Here is a 17,260-nt window from a genome sequence, read left to right on the forward strand (position 1 = left end):
CCGGCCTCAGAGCCCAAAACCCATTCGAAGGCAGGAAGACGAAAAGCCATGGCAGAGTTGACAATCTCCTCTGACGACATTCAGGGGGCGATCGAGGAGTACGTGAGCTCCTTCAGCGCCGACACCGCGCGCGAGGAGGTCGGCACCGTCATCGACGCCGGCGACGGCATCGCACACGTCGAGGGCCTTCCTTCGGTGATGACCCAGGAGCTCCTCGAGTTCCCCGGCGGGGTGCTGGGCGTGGCCCTGAACCTCGACGAGCACAACGTCGGTGCGGTCATCCTGGGCAACTTCGAGAACATCGAAGAGGGCCAGCAGGTCAAGCGCACCGGTGAGGTGCTCTCGGTGCCGGTCGGCGACGGCTTCCTCGGTCGCGTCGTCAACCCGCTGGGACAGCCCATCGACGCGCGGGGCGAGATCGAAGCCGAGACCCGCCGTCCGCTCGAGATGCAGGCCCCCTCGGTGGTTCAGCGTCAGAGCGTGTCCGAGCCGCTGCAGACCGGCATCAAGGCCGTCGACGCCATGACGCCGATCGGCCGCGGCCAGCGTCAGCTCGTCATCGGCGACCGCAAGACCGGCAAGACCGCACTCTGTGTGGACACCATCCTCAACCAGCGCAAGAACTGGGAGACCGGCGACCCGAACCAGCAGGTTCGCTGCGTCTACGTCGCGATCGGCCAGAAGGGCACCACCATCGCCAGCGTGCGTCGCGCGCTGGAAGAGGGCGGCGCCATGGACTACACCACGATCGTCGCCGCGCCCGCCTCGGACTCCGCCGGCTTCAAGTGGCTGGCCCCCTACACCGGCTCGGCGATCGCCCAGCACTGGATGTACTCGGGCAAGCACGTGCTGATCGTGTTCGACGACCTGACCAAGCAGGCCGAGGCCTACCGCGCCATCTCGCTGCTGCTGCGCCGCCCGCCGGGCCGCGAGGCCTACCCGGGCGACGTGTTCTACCTGCACTCGCGTCTGCTGGAGCGTTGCGCGAAGCTCTCCGATGAGCTGGGCGGTGGTTCGCTGACCGGTCTGCCGATCATCGAGACCAAGGCCAACGACATCTCGGCCTACATCCCGACCAACGTCATCTCGATCACCGACGGCCAGTGCTTCCTGGAGAGCGACCTGTTCAACCAGGGTGTTCGCCCGGCCATCAACGTCGGTGTGTCGGTGTCCCGCGTCGGTGGCGCCGCCCAGATCAAGGCGATGAAGGAGGTGGCCGGCTCGCTGCGTCTGGACCTGTCCCAGTATCGCGAGCTGGAGGCCTTCGCAGCTTTCGCCTCCGACCTGGACGCCACCAGCAAGGCGCAGCTGGAGCGTGGCGCACGCCTGGTGGAGCTGCTCAAGCAGCCCCAGTACGCACCGCTGCCCGTCGAGGAGCAGGTGGTCTCGATCTTCCTGGGTACCGAAGGCCACCTGGACTCGGTGCCGGTTGAGGACGTGGGCCGCTTCGAATCGGAGCTGCTGGACCACATCCGGGCCGCGGAGAACGACATCCTGACCGGGATCCGTGAGTCCAAGAAGCTGTCGGATGAGGCCAACGAGAAGCTGGTTGCCGTGATCAACCAGTTCAAGAAGGGCTTCGCCGCTTCGGACGGCAGCTCGGTGGTCCCCGACGAGCACGTCGACGCGCTCGACGAGGACAAGCTCGGCAAGGAAGCGGTGCAGGTCCACAAGGCCGCGCCGGCGAAGAAGAAGTAACGCCGCTATGGCAGCCACACTTCGCGAACTACGCGGGCGAATCCGCTCAGCCGGGTCGATCAAGAAGATCACCAAGGCCCAGGAGCTGATCGCCACCTCGCGTATCGGCCGGGCGCAGACTCGGCTGGAAACGGCACGGCCGTACGCCGACGAGATCACCCGGTTGCTCACCACTCTGGCCGCCGAGGCGGCCCTGGACCACCCGTTGCTGGTCGAGCGCAGCGAGCCCAAGCGGGCGGGTGTTCTGGTGGTGTCGTCCGACCGTGGTCTGTGTGGCGGCTACAACGCCAACGTCTTCCGCCGGGCAGAGGAACTGTTCTCTCTGCTGCGCTCGGAGGGCAAGGACCCGGTGCTCTACGTGGTCGGCCGCAAGGCACTGGCCTACTACTCGTTCCGGAACTGGGCGGTCACCGACTCCTGGACCGGATTCTCCGAGCAGCCGACGTACGAGAACGCCGCCACGATCGCCTCCACTCTGGTCGAGGCATTCCTGGCCGGCGTCGACGACGACGGCGACCACCCGGGCACCGACGGGGTCCTGGGCGTCGACGAACTGCACATCGTGTCGACCGACTTCCGCTCGATGCTGTCGCAGTCGGCCGAGGCGCGTCGGATCGCCCCGATGCTGGTGGAATACGTGGGTGAGGAGACCGGGCCGAAGACCCTGTACTCCTTCGAGCCGGACGCCACGACGCTGTTCGACTCGCTGCTGCCGCGGTATCTGACCACCCGCGTGTATGCCGCGCTGCTCGACTCGGCGGCCTCGGAGCTGGCTTCGCGCCAGCGCGCGATGAAGTCGGCGACCGACAACGCCGACGACTTGATCAAAGCGTTGACCCTTGAGGCCAACCGCGAGCGCCAGGCTCAGATCACCCAGGAAATCAGCGAAATCGTTGGCGGTGCGAATGCCCTCGCCGACGCCGCCCGGTAAGTCCCCAAGGAAGCGAAGAAGATAATGACTGTTACCGCTGACAAGACAACCGCCGGCCGCGTGGTGCGCGTAACCGGCCCCGTCGTCGACGTCGAGTTCCCCCGGGGCGCGGTGCCCGAGCTGTTCAACGCTCTGCACGCGGAGATCTCCTTCTCGGAGCTGGCCAAGACGCTGACCCTCGAGGTCGCCCAGCACTTGGGTGACAACCTGGTCCGCACCATTTCGATGCAGCCCACCGACGGCCTGGTGCGTGGCACCGCGGTCACCGACACCGGTGCCGCGATCTCGGTGCCGGTGGGGCACGAGGTCAAGGGCCACGTGTTCAACGCGCTGGGCCACTGCCTCGACAAGCCGGGTTACGGCGAGGACTTCGAGCACTGGGGCATCCACCGGAAGCCCCCGGCCTTCAACGAGCTGGAACCGCGCACCGAGATGCTCGAGACCGGTCTGAAGGTCGTGGACCTGCTCACCCCGTACGTGCGTGGCGGCAAGATCGCTCTGTTCGGTGGTGCCGGCGTGGGCAAGACCGTGCTGATCCAGGAGATGATCAACCGTATCGCCCGCAACTTCGGTGGCACCTCGGTGTTCGCCGGCGTGGGGGAGCGCACCCGTGAGGGCAACGACCTGTGGGTCGAGCTCGAGGACGCCAACGTGCTCAAGGACACCGCCTTGGTGTTCGGCCAGATGGACGAGCCGCCGGGCACGCGTATGCGGGTGGCCCTGTCGGCCCTGACCATGGCCGAGTGGTTCCGCGACGAGGCGGGCCAGGACGTGCTGCTGTTCATCGACAACATCTTCCGGTTCACCCAGGCCGGCTCCGAGGTTTCGACCCTGCTGGGCCGTATGCCTTCGGCCGTGGGTTACCAGCCCACGCTGGCCGACGAGATGGGTGAGCTGCAGGAGCGGATCACCTCGACCCGCGGTCGGTCCATCACCTCGATGCAGGCCGTGTACGTGCCCGCCGACGACTACACCGACCCGGCGCCGGCGACCACGTTCGCGCACCTGGACGCCACCACCGAGCTGTCCCGTGCGGTGTTCTCCAAGGGCATCTTCCCGGCCGTGGACCCGCTGGCCTCCAGCTCGACCATTCTGGACCCGGCCATCGTCGGTGAAGACCACTACCGTGTCGCCCAGGAGGTCATCCGGGTCCTGCAGCGTTACAAGGACCTGCAGGACATCATCGCCATCCTCGGTATCGACGAGCTCTCCGAAGAGGACAAGCAGCTGGTCGGCCGGGCACGGCGTATCGAGCGGTTCCTGAGCCAGAACATGATGGCTGCCGAGCAGTTCACCGGCCAGCCCGGCTCGACGGTGCCGCTGAAGGAGACCATCGAGGCCTTCGACCGCCTGACCAAGGGTGACTTCGACCACCTGCCCGAGCAGGCGTTCTTCCTGATCGGTGGCCTCGACGACCTGGCCAAGAAGGCCGAGAGCCTGGGCGCCAAGCTGTGACCCGGAATCCTGTGATGACGAAAGGCGGTGGGTAATGGCAGAGCTTGACGTCGACATCGTCGCGGTCGATCGCAAGGTGTGGTCGGGCAAGGCCACGTTCATCTTCACCCGGACCACCGTTGGTGAGATCGGCATCTTGCCGGGGCACATCCCGGTGGTCGCCGAGCTCGTCGATGACGCCATGGTGCGGGTGGACCGCGTCGAGGAGGGTGAGCTGCGGCTTGCCGTGCACGGCGGTTTCCTGTCGGTGACCGACGAGGGCGTCAGCATCCTGGCCGAGGCGGTCGACTTCGCCGCAGAGATCGACGAAGCGACCGCGCGGCACGAGGCCCAGTCCGGCGACCCGAAGATGGCCGCACAGGGACGGGCCAGGCTGCGCGCCCTGGGTGTGATCGACTAGTAGGTCTGAAGACGATGAGCACGCCCATGATCGGCATGGTCGTGCTTGTCGTTGTTCTCCTCAGCGCCGTTGTCGCGCTGAGCTATCGGCTGTGGAAGCTGCGCCAGGGCGGCACCGCGGCGATCATGCGGGACCTTCCGGCGGTCGGCGGCCATGGCTGGCGTCACGGCGTCGTCCGCTATCGGGGCGGTGAAGCCGCCTTCTACCGTCTTTCCAGCGTGCGGTTGTGGCCGGATCGTCGGCTGAGCCGACGTGGCGTGGACGTGGTGGCGCGCCGCGCGCCCCGGGGCGACGAATTCGACATCATGACTGACGAGATCGTGGTGCTGGAACTCTGCGACGTCAGTCAGGACCACCGCGCCGGCTTCGAGATAGCGCTGGACCGCGGCGCGCGGACCGCGTTCCTGTCCTGGCTGGAGGCACGCCCGTCGCCCCGGGCCCGGCGCCAGAGCTACTGAGCGATCCGACGCCGTTGGCGCGTACTACTTTTCGGGACCGTCGGTGCGTTCGCCGCCGGGCTTCCAGAGCACGTCGCCGTCGGCGTTGGCCACGCGGCACAGCACAAACATCAAGTCCGACAAGCGATTCAGGTACTTCGCCGGCAGCACCGACACCCCGTCCGGATAGGCGTCGAGGGCAGCCCAGGCCGAGCGCTCGGCCCGGCGCACCGCGGTTCGGGCCACGTGCAGCAATGCCGACAGTGGTGAGCCACCCGGCAGGATGAACGAGTTGAGCGGGGGCAGCTGTTCGTTGTATTCGTCACACCAGGCCTCTACCCGGTCGACGTAGTCGGCGGTGATCCGCAGCGGCGGGTACTTCGGATTCTCGGCGACCGGTGTGGCCAAGTCTGCGCCCGCGTCGAACAGGTCGTTCTGGATGTGCAGCAGCGTGGCGCTCACCGTCTCGGCGGGGTCGCCAAGCGCGATCGCGACACCGATCGCCGCGTTGGCCTCCTCGACATCGGCATAGGCCACCAGCCTCGGATCGGTCTTGGGCACGCGAGAGAAATCGCTGAGGCCTGTCGTCCCGTCGTCGCCGGTACGGGTGTAAACGCGAGTGATGTGCACCGCCATAGTCAAACCGTACCGGGGGAGGGAACCACTGCAATCCCCGGTTCGGCAGGAGCCCGGATTGGTCGGGATGGCGCTCGCGTCGTCACTACACTGACGCGAGTGGGTGAGCGTTTCGTGGTTACCGGCGGTAACCGATTGTCCGGTGAGGTCGCCGTCGGTGGCGCTAAGAACAGCGTCCTGAAGCTGATGGCGGCGGCCTTGTTGGCGGAGGGCACCAGCACCATCACCAACTGCCCGGACATTCTGGACGTGCCGTTGATGGCTGAGGTGCTGCGCGGCCTGGGTGCCAACGTCGAGCTCGACGGCACCACGGTGCGCATCACCTCGCCGGACGAACCCAAGTACGACGCGGACTTCGCCGCGGTGCGGCAGTTCCGGGCTTCGGTGTGTGTGCTCGGCCCCTTGGTGGGCCGCTGTCTGCAGGCGAAGGTCGCGCTACCGGGCGGCGACGCGATCGGGTCGCGCCCGCTCGACATGCACCAGGCCGGCCTACGTCAGCTGGGCGCCACCTGCAATATCGAGCATGGTTGCGTGGTCGCGCACGCCGAGAAGCTGCGCGGCGCCGAGATTCAGTTGGAGTTTCCGTCGGTCGGCGCCACCGAGAACATCTTGATGGCCGCGGTCCTGGCCGAGGGCGTCACGACCATCCACAACGCGGCGCGTGAACCCGACGTCGCTGATCTGTGCACGATGCTCAACCAGATGGGCGCGCAGATCGAAGGTGCGGGCTCCCCGACGTTGAAGATCACCGGGGTACCGCGTCTGCATCCCACCGAACATGAAGTGATCGGCGACCGGATCGTGGCCGCGACCTGGGCAATCGCCGCGGTGATGACCCGCGGCGACATCGCGGTCACGGGCGTGGACCCGGCGCACCTGCAGCTCGTACTGCACAAGTTGCACGATGCGGGGGCGACCGTCACCCAGTCCGACAACGGGTTCCGGGTGGTGCAATACGAGCGGCCCAAGGCCGTGAACGTGGCGACCTTGCCATTTCCCGGATTCCCGACGGACCTGCAGCCGATGGCGATCGGCCTCGCGGCGATCGCGGACGGTACGTCGATGATCACCGAGAACGTCTTCGAAGCCAGATTCCGGTTCGTCGAGGAGATGATCCGGTTGGGGGCCGATGCCCGCACCGACGGTCACCATGCGGTGGTGCGTGGGCTGCCGCAGCTCTCCAGTGCTCCGGTTTGGGCCTCCGACATCCGTGCCGGCGCCGGACTGGTCCTTGCGGGCCTGGTCGCAGATGGTGAGACCGAGGTCCACGACGTCTTTCACATCGATCGCGGCTACCCGTTGTTCGTGGAATATCTAGGCGATTTGGGCGCTGAGATAGAACGTGTAATATAGGTCGAGCCGGAGGGACGCGGACCGCGGAACTACCGACAGTCTGGAAGTCCTTCCGGAAGCCCCGAAAAACTCGGAGTTGACTCAGCTCCAAGTACGGAGTATAGTAGCGGGGTTGCCTGAAGCCAGGCGGCGTGTTGTTTGAGAACTCAATAGTGTGTTTGGTGGTTTTTGTTTGTTGTTGTTTTTGCCATGCCTTTGGCGCCCCGTGTTGGGGGTGTGGCATTTTTTTGATGTCAGTTTTTGACTGATGTTTTGGGATTGTTTCCAAATGGTTTTTGTTTGGAGAGTTTGATCCTGGCTCAGGACGAACGCTGGCGGCGTGCTTAACACATGCAAGTCGAACGGAAAGGCCCTTTCGGGGGTACTCGAGTGGCGAACGGGTGAGTAACACGTGGGTGATCTGCCCTGCACTTTGGGATAAGCCTGGGAAACTGGGTCTAATACCGAATAGGACCACGCGCTTCATGGTGTGTGGTGGAAAGCTTTTGCGGTGTGGGATGGGCCCGCGGCCTATCAGCTTGTTGGTGGGGTAATGGCCTACCAAGGCGACGACGGGTAGCCGGCCTGAGAGGGTGTCCGGCCACACTGGGACTGAGATACGGCCCAGACTCCTACGGGAGGCAGCAGTGGGGAATATTGCACAATGGGCGCAAGCCTGATGCAGCGACGCCGCGTGGGGGATGACGGCCTTCGGGTTGTAAACCTCTTTCAGTATCGGCGAAGCTCCGGGATTTTTCTTGGGGTGACGGTAGGTACAGAAGAAGCACCGGCCAACTACGTGCCAGCAGCCGCGGTAATACGTAGGGTGCGAGCGTTGTCCGGAATTACTGGGCGTAAAGAGCTCGTAGGTGGTTTGTCACGTTGTCCGTGAAAACTCACAGCTTAACTGTGGGCGTGCGGGCGATACGGGCAGACTGGAGTACTGTAGGGGAGACTGGAATTCCTGGTGTAGCGGTGGAATGCGCAGATATCAGGAGGAACACCGGTGGCGAAGGCGGGTCTCTGGGCAGTAACTGACGCTGAGGAGCGAAAGCGTGGGGAGCGAACAGGATTAGATACCCTGGTAGTCCACGCCGTAAACGGTGGGTACTAGGTGTGGGTTTCCTTCCTTTAGGGATCCGTGCCGTAGCTAACGCATTAAGTACCCCGCCTGGGGAGTACGGCCGCAAGGCTAAAACTCAAAGGAATTGACGGGGGCCCGCACAAGCGGCGGAGCATGTGGATTAATTCGATGCAACGCGAAGAACCTTACCTGGGTTTGACATGCACAGGACGCCGGTAGAGATATCGGTTCCCTTGTGGCCTGTGTGCAGGTGGTGCATGGCTGTCGTCAGCTCGTGTCGTGAGATGTTGGGTTAAGTCCCGCAACGAGCGCAACCCTTGTCTCATGTTGCCAGCACGTTATGGTGGGGACTCGTGAGAGACTGCCGGGGTCAACTCGGAGGAAGGTGGGGATGACGTCAAGTCATCATGCCCCTTATGTCCAGGGCTTCACACATGCTACAATGGCCGGTACAAAGGGCTGCGATCCCGTGAGGGTTAGCGAATCCTTTAAAGCCGGTCTCAGTTCGGATTGGGGTCTGCAACTCGACCCCATGAAGTCGGAGTCGCTAGTAATCGCAGATCAGCAACGCTGCGGTGAATACGTTCCCGGGCCTTGTACACACCGCCCGTCACGTCATGAAAGTCGGTAACACCCGAAGCCGGTGGCCTAACCCTTGTGGAGGGAGCCGTCGAAGGTGGGATCGGCGATTGGGACGAAGTCGTAACAAGGTAGCCGTACCGGAAGGTGCGGCTGGATCACCTCCTTTCTAAGGAGCACCATTTTCCCCCGTCCCCACACCATGTGGGAGTAGTGCGGTTGGGATATTTTTCGCCGGCGCCTGTAGTGGGTTGTCGGTGGTGCAGATTGTTTTTTCGAACAACAACTTCTTTGATCACCAACCGCCAGGGGCTTTGTGCTTCTGGTGGCCGGTTTTGGCTGGGCACACTGTTGGGTCCTGAGGCAACAGGCCGGTTTTCGCTCCCTTTTGTGGGGGTGGGCGTGTTGTCGCTCCATCTTGGTGGTGGGGTGTGGTGTTTGTTTTGTGGATAGTGGTTGCGAGCATCTAACAAGCGAGGCTTTGGTCTTGTTTGTTTTGCAATTTTTGTTTCTTGGTTTTTGTGATTTGTAAGTGTTTAAGGGCGCATGGTGGATGCCTTGGCATCGAGAGCCGATGAAGGACGTAGGAGGCTGCGATATGCCTCGGGGAGCTGCCAACCTAGCGTGGATCCGAGGATGTCCGAATGGGGAAACCCGGCACGAGTGATGTCGTGTCACCCTCCGGTGAATGTATAGCCGGTGGGGAGGTAACGCGGGGAAGTGAAACATCTCAGTACCCGTAGGAAGAGAAAACAAAATGTGATTCCGTGAGTAGTGGCGAGCGAAAGCGGAGGATGGCTAAACCGTATGCATGTGATACCGGGTAGGGATTGTGTGTGCGGGGTTGTGGGAGTGTCATGTCTGGGTCTACTCGCCTGGAGGACAGTGAAAAAGTGTTGTGGTTAGCGGAAGTGGCTTGGGATGGCCTGCCGTAGACGGTGAGAGCCCGGTACGTGAAAACCCGATACCTGTCTTGTGATGTTTCCCGAGTAGCAGCGGGCCCGTGGAATCTGCTGTGAATCTGCCGGGACCACCCGGTAAGCCTGAATACTACTCGATGACCGATAGCGGATTAGTACCGTGAGGGAATGGTGAAAAGTACCCCGGGAGGGGAGTGAAATAGTACCTGAAACCATGTGCCTACAATCCGTCAGAGCCCTCCTTTTGGTGGGGTGATGGCGTGCCTTTTGAAGAATGAGCCTGCGAGTCACCGGCACGTCGCGAGGTTAACCCGTGTGGGGTAGCCGCAGCGAAAGCGAGTCTGAATAGGGCGTATCCAATCCGTTGGGGTTGGTGTAGTGGCGTGTTGTGGACCCGAAGCGGAGTGATCTACCCATGGCCAGGGTGAAGCGCGGGTAAGACCGCGTGGAGGCCCGAACCCACTTAGGTTGAAGACTGAGGGGATGAGTTGTGGGTAGGGGTGAAAGGCCAATCAAACTCCGTGATAGCTGGTTCTCCCCGAAATGCATTTAGGTGCAGCGTTGCGTGTTTCTCACCGGAGGTAGAGCTACTGGATGGCCGATGGGCCCTACTAGGTTACTGACGTCAGCCAAACTCCGAATGCCGGTGAGTGTAAGCGTGGCAGTGAGACGGCGGGGGATAAGCTCCGTGCGTCGAGAGGGAAACAGCCCAGATCGCCGGCTAAGGCCCCAAAGCGTGTGCTAAGTGGAAAAGGATGTGCAGTCGCTTAGACAACCAGGAGGTTGGCTTAGAAGCAGCCACCCTTGAAAGAGTGCGTAATAGCTCACTGGTCAAGTGATTGTGCGCCGATAATGTAGCGGGGCTCAAGCACACCGCCGAAGCCGCGGCAATACGTAAGTATTGGGTAGGGGAGCGTCCTGCATCCGGTGAAGCCACAGAGTGATCTAGTGGTGGAGGGTGTGGGAGTGAGAATGCAGGCATGAGTAGCGATGAGGCAAGTGAGAACCTTGCCCGCCGAAAGACCAAGGGTTCCTGGGCCAGGCCAGTCCTCCCAGGGTGAGTCGGGACCTAAGGCGAGGCCGACAGGCGTAGTCGATGGACAACGGGTTGATATTCCCGTACCCGTGTGTGGGCGTCCCTGATGAATCCATTCTGCTAACCACCCAAATGGTGGTCGATTAATCCCTTCGGGGTGCGACGATGACCGGCTGCGTGGGACCCGGGTGGGTAGTAGTCAAGCGATGGGGTGACGCAGGAAGGTAGCCGTACCAGTCAGTGGTAATACTGGGGCAAGCCCGTAGGAAGTCAGATAGGCAAATCCGTCTGGCATATATTCCGAGAGGTGATGCATAGCCGTTTGCGGCGAATTCGGTGATCCTATGCTGCCAAGAAAAGCCTCTAGCGAGCACATACACGGCCCGTACCCCAAACCAACACAGGTGGTCAGGTAGAGAATACCAAGGCGTACGAGTGAACTATGGTTAAGGAACTCGGCAAAATACCCCCGTAACTTCGGGAGAAGGGGGACCCTCATACCGTCATGGCCTTCGCGGCCGGCAGCGGGAGGGGGTCGCAGAAACCAGTGAGAAGCGACTGTTTACTAAAAACACAGGTCCGTGCGAAGTCGCAAGACGATGTATACGGACTGACGCCTGCCCGGTGCTGGAAGGTTAAGAGGACCGGTTAACCCTTCGGGGTGAAGCTGAGAATTTAAGCCCCAGTAAACGGCGGTGGTAACTATAACCATCCTAAGGTAGCGAAATTCCTTGTCGGGTAAGTTCCGACCTGCACGAATGGCGTAACGACTTCTCAACTGTCTCAACCATAGACTCGGCGAAATTGCATTACGAGTAAAGATGCTCGTTACGCGCGGCAGGACGAAAAGACCCCGGGACCTTCACTATAGCTTGGTATTGATGTTCGATGCGGTTTGTGTAGGATAGGTGGGAGACTGTGAAACTCGCACGCCAGTGTGGGTGGAGTCGTTGTTGAAATACCACTCTGATCGTATTGGACCTCTAACTTCGAACCATGAAGCTGGTTCAGGGACAGTGCCTGGTGGGTAGTTTAACTGGGGCGGTTGCCTCCTAAAATGTAACGGAGGCGCCCAAAGGTTCCCTCAACCTGGACGGCAATCAGGTGTTGAGTGTAAGTGCACAAGGGAGCTTGACTGTAAGACTGACACGTCAAACAGGGACGAAAGTCGGGACTAGTGATCCGGCACCCCCGAGTGGAAGGGGTGTCGCTCAACGGATAAAAGGTACCCCGGGGATAACAGGCTGATCTTCCCCAAGAGTCCATATCGACGGGATGGTTTGGCACCTCGATGTCGGCTCGTCGCATCCTGGGGCTGGAGCAGGTCCCAAGGGTTGGGCTGTTCGCCCATTAAAGCGGCACGCGAGCTGGGTTTAGAACGTCGTGAGACAGTTCGGTCTCTATCCGCCGCGCGCGTCAGAATCTTGAGGAAACCTGTCCCTAGTACGAGAGGACCGGGACGGACGAACCTCTGGTATACCAGTTGTTCCACCAGGAGCACGGCTGGATGGCTACGTTCGGACAGGATAACCGCTGAAAGCATCTAAGCGGGAAACCTACTCCAAGACCAGGATTCTCACCCTTTTAGAGGGATAAGGCCCCCCGCAGACCACGGGATCGATAGACCAGACCTAGAAGCACCGCAAGGTGTGCAGGGAACTGGCACTAACCGGCCGAAAACTTACAACACAAAGAAACAAATCATGTGTTGCCCGCAACCACACCACAAAATACTTAAAGACCCACACCCCACCACCAAACACAAACGTGGTGACACCGGTGGAACCCCCAACACAAGGGGACAGGTCCACCCCCCGCAAGGAAAAAGAAAATAGAGTTACGGCGGAAATAGCGACAGGGAAACGCCCGGTCCCATCCCGAACCCGGAAGCTAAGCCTGTCAGCGCCGATGATACTGCCCACACGGGTGGAAAAGTAGGACACCGCCGAACACAACATTAAGACCTGTGCCCCCCAAGAAATTGGGGGGCACAGGCATTTGTGCACCAGGTTGGCCGACGTCGTCGGCTGCGCATCGAGTTCATCTGCCGGCGCTGACACGTGTCAAGAGTTGCCGCGGAATCTATTGCGTGGGTCACTCCTGAGGGTTACCGTTAAGGTTCAATTAAGGATCTTTATAGGGAGGAACCGCGTGCGAGTTAACGCTTGCTTACCGCTTGTTGCCACTGTTGCTGCTGCCAGTGTCTTCGCGGGTGCCCCTGTTGTCGCACCCGTGGCGTATGCCCAGTCGCCGGCGTTTGTCCTGACCGGCAACGGTACGTCGCTCGGGGGCGGAGATGCGCTCATCATGGGTGGTACGGGTATTCCGCAGCCACCGCAGACCTATCTGGATGCCGTCAACGAACTCTTCTTGGCGCCACATGGATTCACCGGCAACCTGGTATCGCAGTGGGGGCCGGAGAACGTCAGTGAGACTTCGAGTGCGGTCGGTCTGCGGGCGCTGGAGAACGCGATCGCTGAGCGGCTTAACGCCGGCACGGTGGATGCCAACAACCCGATCGTGGTGTTCGGCTACTCCCAGAGTGGGGGGATTGCGGCCAATCTGGTGAATTGGTTGGAAGAGAACGACGTGTCCAGTGACCTCGTCCGGTTCGTGACGATCGGTTCCATGGGCGCCGCCCGGGTCGATCTCGACGGCTACTACACCGATGCCTACAACTACGAATACGACCCGGTCGGGGTCAAGCCGATTTACGACAATCCACTGTCGCAGCTCAACTCCGCGCTCGGTTTCATCTATGGGCACTCGGTGTATTTGAGTGCGACCCCGGAGCAGATTGCGAACGCCATCGAACTGCCGGTCGCCGATCCTGACTCGCTGACCACTTTCCACATGATCCCGTCCGAGATCCTGCCGCTGCTGGCACCGCTGCAGTTACTCCCGATCATCGGAATGCCGCTCTACGAACTGCTGGAGCCCGTCACCCGGATCCTGGTGAACCTCGGCTACGGCAGCATCGACCACGGCTGGCCGCCGGGAGACGTCGACGAGTGGCCTGCTGGTGGTGGCCTCTTCCCGCCCAACATCGACTTCGGTGACCTGCTCACCGCGCTGGGCAAGGCAACGCTTGACGGGATCAGCAATTCCATCTCCAGCTGGTTCGACCTGGACACCTACACGCTCTACTCCCTTCAGGACCACCCGTCGTTGGCCGGAATCGTCAACGAGGGGTACCTCGCGGGCTACCTCGATTCGCCGCATCCGTCGCTGGAGGAGGCGCTGACCGGCCTGTCCAATTTCTTGGCGGCGTTCACGAACCAAGATGTGTTCCCGATGCCCGACCCGATCGACATCATCGGCTAGGAAGCTGTTACCCGAGATTCGGGGCCGGAACCACCCGTGTGGGGTTCCGGCCCCGGCTCGTTTCACGGTCAGTCAAAGAGCGTGGCGTGGCTGTGCTGCTGCTCGAGGCCCAGCAGTGCGCGCTTGCGGTCGATGCCGCCGCCGTAGCCGGTGAGGCTGCCGTTGCTTCCGATGACGCGGTGGCACGGGACGATGATCGAGATCGGGTTGCGGCCGTTGGCGAGCCCGACGGCGCGCGAGGCGGTCGGCGACCCGATCTGGCTGGCCAGCTGTCCGTAGGAGCGGGTCTGGCCGTACGGGATCGTCAGTAGGGCCGTCCACACCCGGCGTTGAAAGTCGGTGCCGGCCATCTCATAGGCCAGGTCGAATTCGGTGAGGTCGCCGGCGAAGTAGGCCGCGAGTTGCTCCACCACATCCGGAAACGCGGTGTCATCGCGAATCCAGCCGGTCCGGCTGGGGGCGTGCGAATGATCCAGCATCAAGAGATGACTGAGCTTGCCGCCGTTGCCCGCCAGGGTCAGCGGACCGATCGGGCTGTCGATGATGCGCTGAGTGGTCATGCGATCTCCTTCGAGGCCGGGGGCCAGTCGTTCACGGCGTGATCGAGGCTGGCCCACAGATGCTGGGTGGCGTAGGAGCGCCACGGCCGCCAGCGTGTACTGCGCTGGATCAGGGCTTGCGGGGTGTCAGGCAGGCCGTACCGGCGGGCGGCCACCTGTACACCGAGGTCGGTGACGGGAAACGCGTCGGGGTCGCCCAAGCCGCGCATGGCGATGACCTCGGCGGTCCAGGCTCCGATTCCCGGCAGCGCCATCAGGTCGTGGCGCGCCTGTTCCCAGTCGCAGCCCGCACTCAGACCGAGGGTGCCGTCGGCCAATCCCGCGACCAGGGTGAGCAGCGTTCGCCGGCGGGCTAGGGGAAGGGCGAGCTGATCGGGATCGATGTCGGCGAGGCGTTCCACCGAGGGAAAGACATGCGTGAGCCCGCCGTCTGGATCGTCGAGTCGTTGTCCGTGGGCAAGCACCAATCGGTGTGCGTGAGTGCGTGCCGCCTTGGTCGACACCTGCTGGCTGAGCACCACCCGTACCGCGAGCTCGGCTTCGTCGACGGTACGCGGAATGCGCTGTCCCGGCGCCTTGGCCACTAGCGGCGCCAGATCGGGATCGGCCGTGAGGGCTTCGACGACGGCTTCGGGATCAGCATCGAGGTCCAGCAGCCGTCGACAGCGGGTGATCGCGGCCGTGAGATCGCGGAAGTCGTCGAGCACGAGTCGGCAGCTGACGTGGTCGGGCGCCGGGCGCAGGCTGACGATGCCGTTGCCGTGCGGCAGCCGCAGGGTGCGCCGGTAGGCGCCGTCGCGTACCTCCTCGCAACCGGGTACCGCACAAGCCGCCAGGTGCCCGAATACGCCCTCGAATGCGAACGGGGTGCGCACCGGCAGGCGCAGCGACAGGGCGCCCGGACCGCGATCGGAGGGGGCTCGTGACCGCGCGGCGGCATTGCTGCGCAACACCGTCGGCGTCGTGGCGCACACGGCACGGATCGTGTCGTTGAACTGCCGGATACTGGCGAAGCCGGCGGCGAATGCGACGTCACTCAGAGGCAGGTCGGTGGTCTCGATCAGGACGCGGGCGGTCTGCGTGCGCTGTGCGCGGGCCAGTGCCAGGGGGCCGGCCCCGACCTCGGCCTGGAGCAATCGCTGCAGCTGGCGGGCCGAGTAGCCGAGGTGTCCGGCAAGCCCGCTCACTCCCTCCCGATCGACCGTGCCGTCGGCGATCAGGCGCATGGCCCGCCCCACGACGTCGCCGCGGACGTTCCATTCCGGAGAACCCGCCGCGGCGTCTGGGCGGCAACGCTTACAGGCGCGGAAACCGGCTCGCTGCGCTGCGGCGGCGGTGGGGTAGAACTCCACATTCAGCGGCAGCGGCGTGCGTGCCGGGCAACTGGGCCGGCAATAGATCCCCGTCGTGAGCACCGCGGTGATGAACCAGCCGTCGAATCGGGCGTCCTTGGACTTCACGGCGCGATAGCAGCGGTCGAAGTCGTCATGCACATTTCCACGATGACACGCGGCGGCCGACGACACTAGCGGGAAAGCGACACGACAGTGCCGGGCCGTTAACGAGGCTGCGGGCTAGCATCGGTGCGTGGCGGCACTGGTACAGCGGTATTTGGACGGGATTCTTGCCGAGCATGCCGGGGCGAATCAGGGGGCCCTGGCGAGCTACATTCCGGAATTGGCCGAAGTCGATCCCACGGGGTTCGGCCTGGCATTGTCCTCGTCCGACGGCTACGTCTACGAATCCGGCGACGCCGACGTGCAATTCACCATGCAGTCCATCTCCAAGCCGTTCACCTACGCGCTCGCCCTCGATCAGCTGGGCCAAGCGGACGTCGACGCGCGGATCGGCGTGGAACCCTCCGGTGAGGGCTTCAACAAGATCAGCGTCGATCAGGTCACCAATGTCCCGAAGAACCCCATGATCAATGCCGGCGCCATCGTGGCTTGCTCCTTGATTCCCGGGAAGACCGTCGAGGACCGGTTCGGTCTTGTTCGGGAGTTCTTCAGCGCCTGCGCCGGACGCAGCCTGGACTTCGACGAGGCCGTGTACCAGTCCGAGCGGGCGAGCGGCAGCCGCAACCGCGGGATCGCTTATCTGCTGGACAGTTTCGGCGCGCTGGGTGCCGACCCCGACGATGCCCTGGACCTCTATATCCGCCAGTGTTCGCTGAAGGTCACCAGCACCGATCTGGCCCGGATGGCGGCGACGCTGGCGCGCGGCGGCCTCAACCCACTGACCGGGCGGCAGGTGACCGATGCCGCGGTGGTGCGCCGCACGCTGTCGGTCATGGTGACCTGCGGTATGTACGACGCCGCCGGCGCGTGGGTCAGTGCGGTCGGGATGCCGGCCAAGAGCGGTGTGGCCGGTGGCATCGTGGCGGTGCTGCCCGGACAGCTCGGAATCGGCGTCTATTCGCCGCGGATCGACGCCAAGGGCAACAGCGTGCGTGGGATGCTGGTGTGCCGCAGCCTTTCCCATCAGCTCGGCCTGCACTTCCTGACGGTGAGCAGTGAGGCTCATGCGGCGATTCGTGGGGTGTACACGCCACGGCCTGGCGTTCGGGTCTACGAGGTGCACGGCGACCTGCTGTTCGCCGGGGCCGAACAGGTGGCCCGCACGGCAACCCGTGAATGTGTCGAATTCGACACCGCGATCCTCGACGTCTCGCGGCTGCACACGATCAGCGAGCCGGCACGCGGCCTGCTTGCGGGGCTCTCCGAGGAGTTGCGGGCACTGGACAAGCAGGGTCTGCTCGTCGATCCCAACGGATCGGTGACGCCCGACCCGGCGGCCTATGCCGGGCTGGTGTTCGCCACGGTCGAGGATGCGCTGGCGGCCACCGAGACGTGGGCGGGGGAGTAGTTT

The 17,260-nt window shown here is 63.1% G+C and carries 11 protein-coding genes and 3 rRNA genes; 11 read left to right on the top strand and 3 right to left on the bottom strand.

Annotated features, from left to right (window positions below; genetic code table 11):
* The first annotated feature begins 48 nt into the window (after positions 1–48).
* The 5 genes from atpA to ACKY0W_RS06830 are packed head-to-tail and all read left to right on the top strand — an operon-like array spanning position 49 to position 4,942.
* A complete protein-coding gene (gene atpA / locus ACKY0W_RS06810; protein WP_409436925.1) occupies positions 49–1,698 on the top strand; it encodes a F0F1 ATP synthase subunit alpha in 1,650 nt (549 codons plus the stop codon).
* 7 nt (positions 1,699–1,705) lie between these two features.
* Complete coding sequence (locus ACKY0W_RS06815; RefSeq protein ID WP_409436926.1) at positions 1,706–2,629, top strand: F0F1 ATP synthase subunit gamma; 924 nt, start codon at positions 1,706–1,708, stop codon at positions 2,627–2,629.
* A 24-nt stretch (positions 2,630–2,653) separates the two neighbouring features.
* Positions 2,654–4,084, top strand: coding sequence for a F0F1 ATP synthase subunit beta (gene atpD, locus ACKY0W_RS06820; protein ID WP_406760000.1), 1,431 nt, complete (start codon positions 2,654–2,656; stop codon positions 4,082–4,084).
* A gap of 34 nt (positions 4,085–4,118) precedes the next feature.
* A complete protein-coding gene (locus ACKY0W_RS06825; RefSeq protein WP_409436927.1) occupies positions 4,119–4,484 on the top strand; it encodes a F0F1 ATP synthase subunit epsilon in 366 nt (121 codons plus the stop codon).
* A gap of 14 nt (positions 4,485–4,498) precedes the next feature.
* Complete coding sequence (locus ACKY0W_RS06830) at positions 4,499–4,942, top strand: DUF2550 domain-containing protein (protein WP_409436928.1); 444 nt, start codon at positions 4,499–4,501, stop codon at positions 4,940–4,942.
* A gap of 24 nt (positions 4,943–4,966) precedes the next feature.
* Here the strand turns inward: ACKY0W_RS06830 and ACKY0W_RS06835 are convergent, their stop codons facing one another.
* Positions 4,967–5,557, bottom strand: a complete 591-nt coding sequence (locus ACKY0W_RS06835) for a cob(I)yrinic acid a,c-diamide adenosyltransferase (protein ID WP_406760003.1) — start codon at positions 5,555–5,557, stop codon at positions 4,967–4,969.
* A 99-nt stretch (positions 5,558–5,656) separates the two neighbouring features.
* Here ACKY0W_RS06835 and murA point away from each other — a divergent pair, with 99 nt between their 5' ends.
* The 5 genes from murA (at position 5,657) to ACKY0W_RS06860 (ending at position 13,832) form a co-directional block, all read left to right on the top strand.
* Entirely contained in the window at positions 5,657–6,910 is a 1,254-nt protein-coding gene (gene murA, locus ACKY0W_RS06840) for a UDP-N-acetylglucosamine 1-carboxyvinyltransferase (protein ID WP_409436929.1), read from the top strand.
* A 276-nt stretch (positions 6,911–7,186) separates the two neighbouring features.
* Positions 7,187–8,721 (top strand): 16S ribosomal RNA (locus ACKY0W_RS06845).
* 357 nt (positions 8,722–9,078) lie between these two features.
* A 23S ribosomal RNA gene (locus tag ACKY0W_RS06850) occupies positions 9,079–12,197 on the top strand.
* Between the two features lie 149 nt (positions 12,198–12,346).
* Positions 12,347–12,459, top strand: a 5S ribosomal RNA gene (rrf, locus tag ACKY0W_RS06855).
* The 16S, 23S and 5S rRNA genes sit together here, the layout of an rRNA operon.
* Before the next feature lie 281 nt (positions 12,460–12,740).
* Entirely contained in the window at positions 12,741–13,832 is a 1,092-nt protein-coding gene (locus ACKY0W_RS06860) for a PE-PPE domain-containing protein (protein WP_409436930.1), read from the top strand.
* A 68-nt stretch (positions 13,833–13,900) separates the two neighbouring features.
* Here ACKY0W_RS06860 and ACKY0W_RS06865 read toward each other — a convergent pair whose 3' ends face one another.
* Positions 13,901–14,392: a methylated-DNA--[protein]-cysteine S-methyltransferase gene (locus tag ACKY0W_RS06865; RefSeq protein WP_409436931.1), complete on the bottom strand. Its 492-nt coding sequence runs from the start codon at positions 14,390–14,392 to the stop codon at positions 13,901–13,903.
* A complete protein-coding gene (locus ACKY0W_RS06870; protein ID WP_409436932.1) occupies positions 14,389–15,885 on the bottom strand; it encodes an AlkA N-terminal domain-containing protein in 1,497 nt (498 codons plus the stop codon). The genes ACKY0W_RS06865 and ACKY0W_RS06870 overlap by 4 nt, the downstream gene beginning before the upstream one ends.
* 94 nt (positions 15,886–15,979) lie before the next feature.
* On the opposite strand from ACKY0W_RS06870, the gene glsA reads away from it, so the two are divergent.
* Positions 15,980–17,257, top strand: a complete 1,278-nt coding sequence (gene glsA / locus ACKY0W_RS06875) for a glutaminase A (RefSeq protein WP_409436933.1) — start codon at positions 15,980–15,982, stop codon at positions 17,255–17,257.
* Positions 17,258–17,260 lie beyond the last annotated feature (3 nt).

It is taken from the genome of Mycobacterium sp. SMC-14 (assembly GCF_046250075.1).
GTDB lineage: Bacteria > Actinomycetota > Actinomycetes > Mycobacteriales > Mycobacteriaceae > Mycobacterium.

What these genes read in the sequence shown, in the direction of transcription:
- atpD (WP_406760000.1), top strand. Translation starts at nt 2,654, where the DNA reads ATGACTGTTACCGCTGACAAGACAACCGCCGGCCGCGTGGTGCGCGTA.
- ACKY0W_RS06830 (WP_409436928.1), top strand. Translation starts at nt 4,499, where the DNA reads ATGAGCACGCCCATGATCGGCATGGTCGTGCTTGTCGTTGTTCTCCTC.
- ACKY0W_RS06835 (WP_406760003.1), bottom strand. Translation starts at nt 5,557, where the DNA reads ATGGCGGTGCACATCACTCGCGTTTACACCCGTACCGGCGACGACGGG.
- ACKY0W_RS06815 (WP_409436926.1), top strand. Translation starts at nt 1,706, where the DNA reads ATGGCAGCCACACTTCGCGAACTACGCGGGCGAATCCGCTCAGCCGGG.
- atpA (WP_409436925.1), top strand. Translation starts at nt 49, where the DNA reads ATGGCAGAGTTGACAATCTCCTCTGACGACATTCAGGGGGCGATCGAG.
- ACKY0W_RS06825 (WP_409436927.1), top strand. Translation starts at nt 4,119, where the DNA reads ATGGCAGAGCTTGACGTCGACATCGTCGCGGTCGATCGCAAGGTGTGG.
- ACKY0W_RS06865 (WP_409436931.1), bottom strand. Translation starts at nt 14,392, where the DNA reads ATGACCACTCAGCGCATCATCGACAGCCCGATCGGTCCGCTGACCCTG.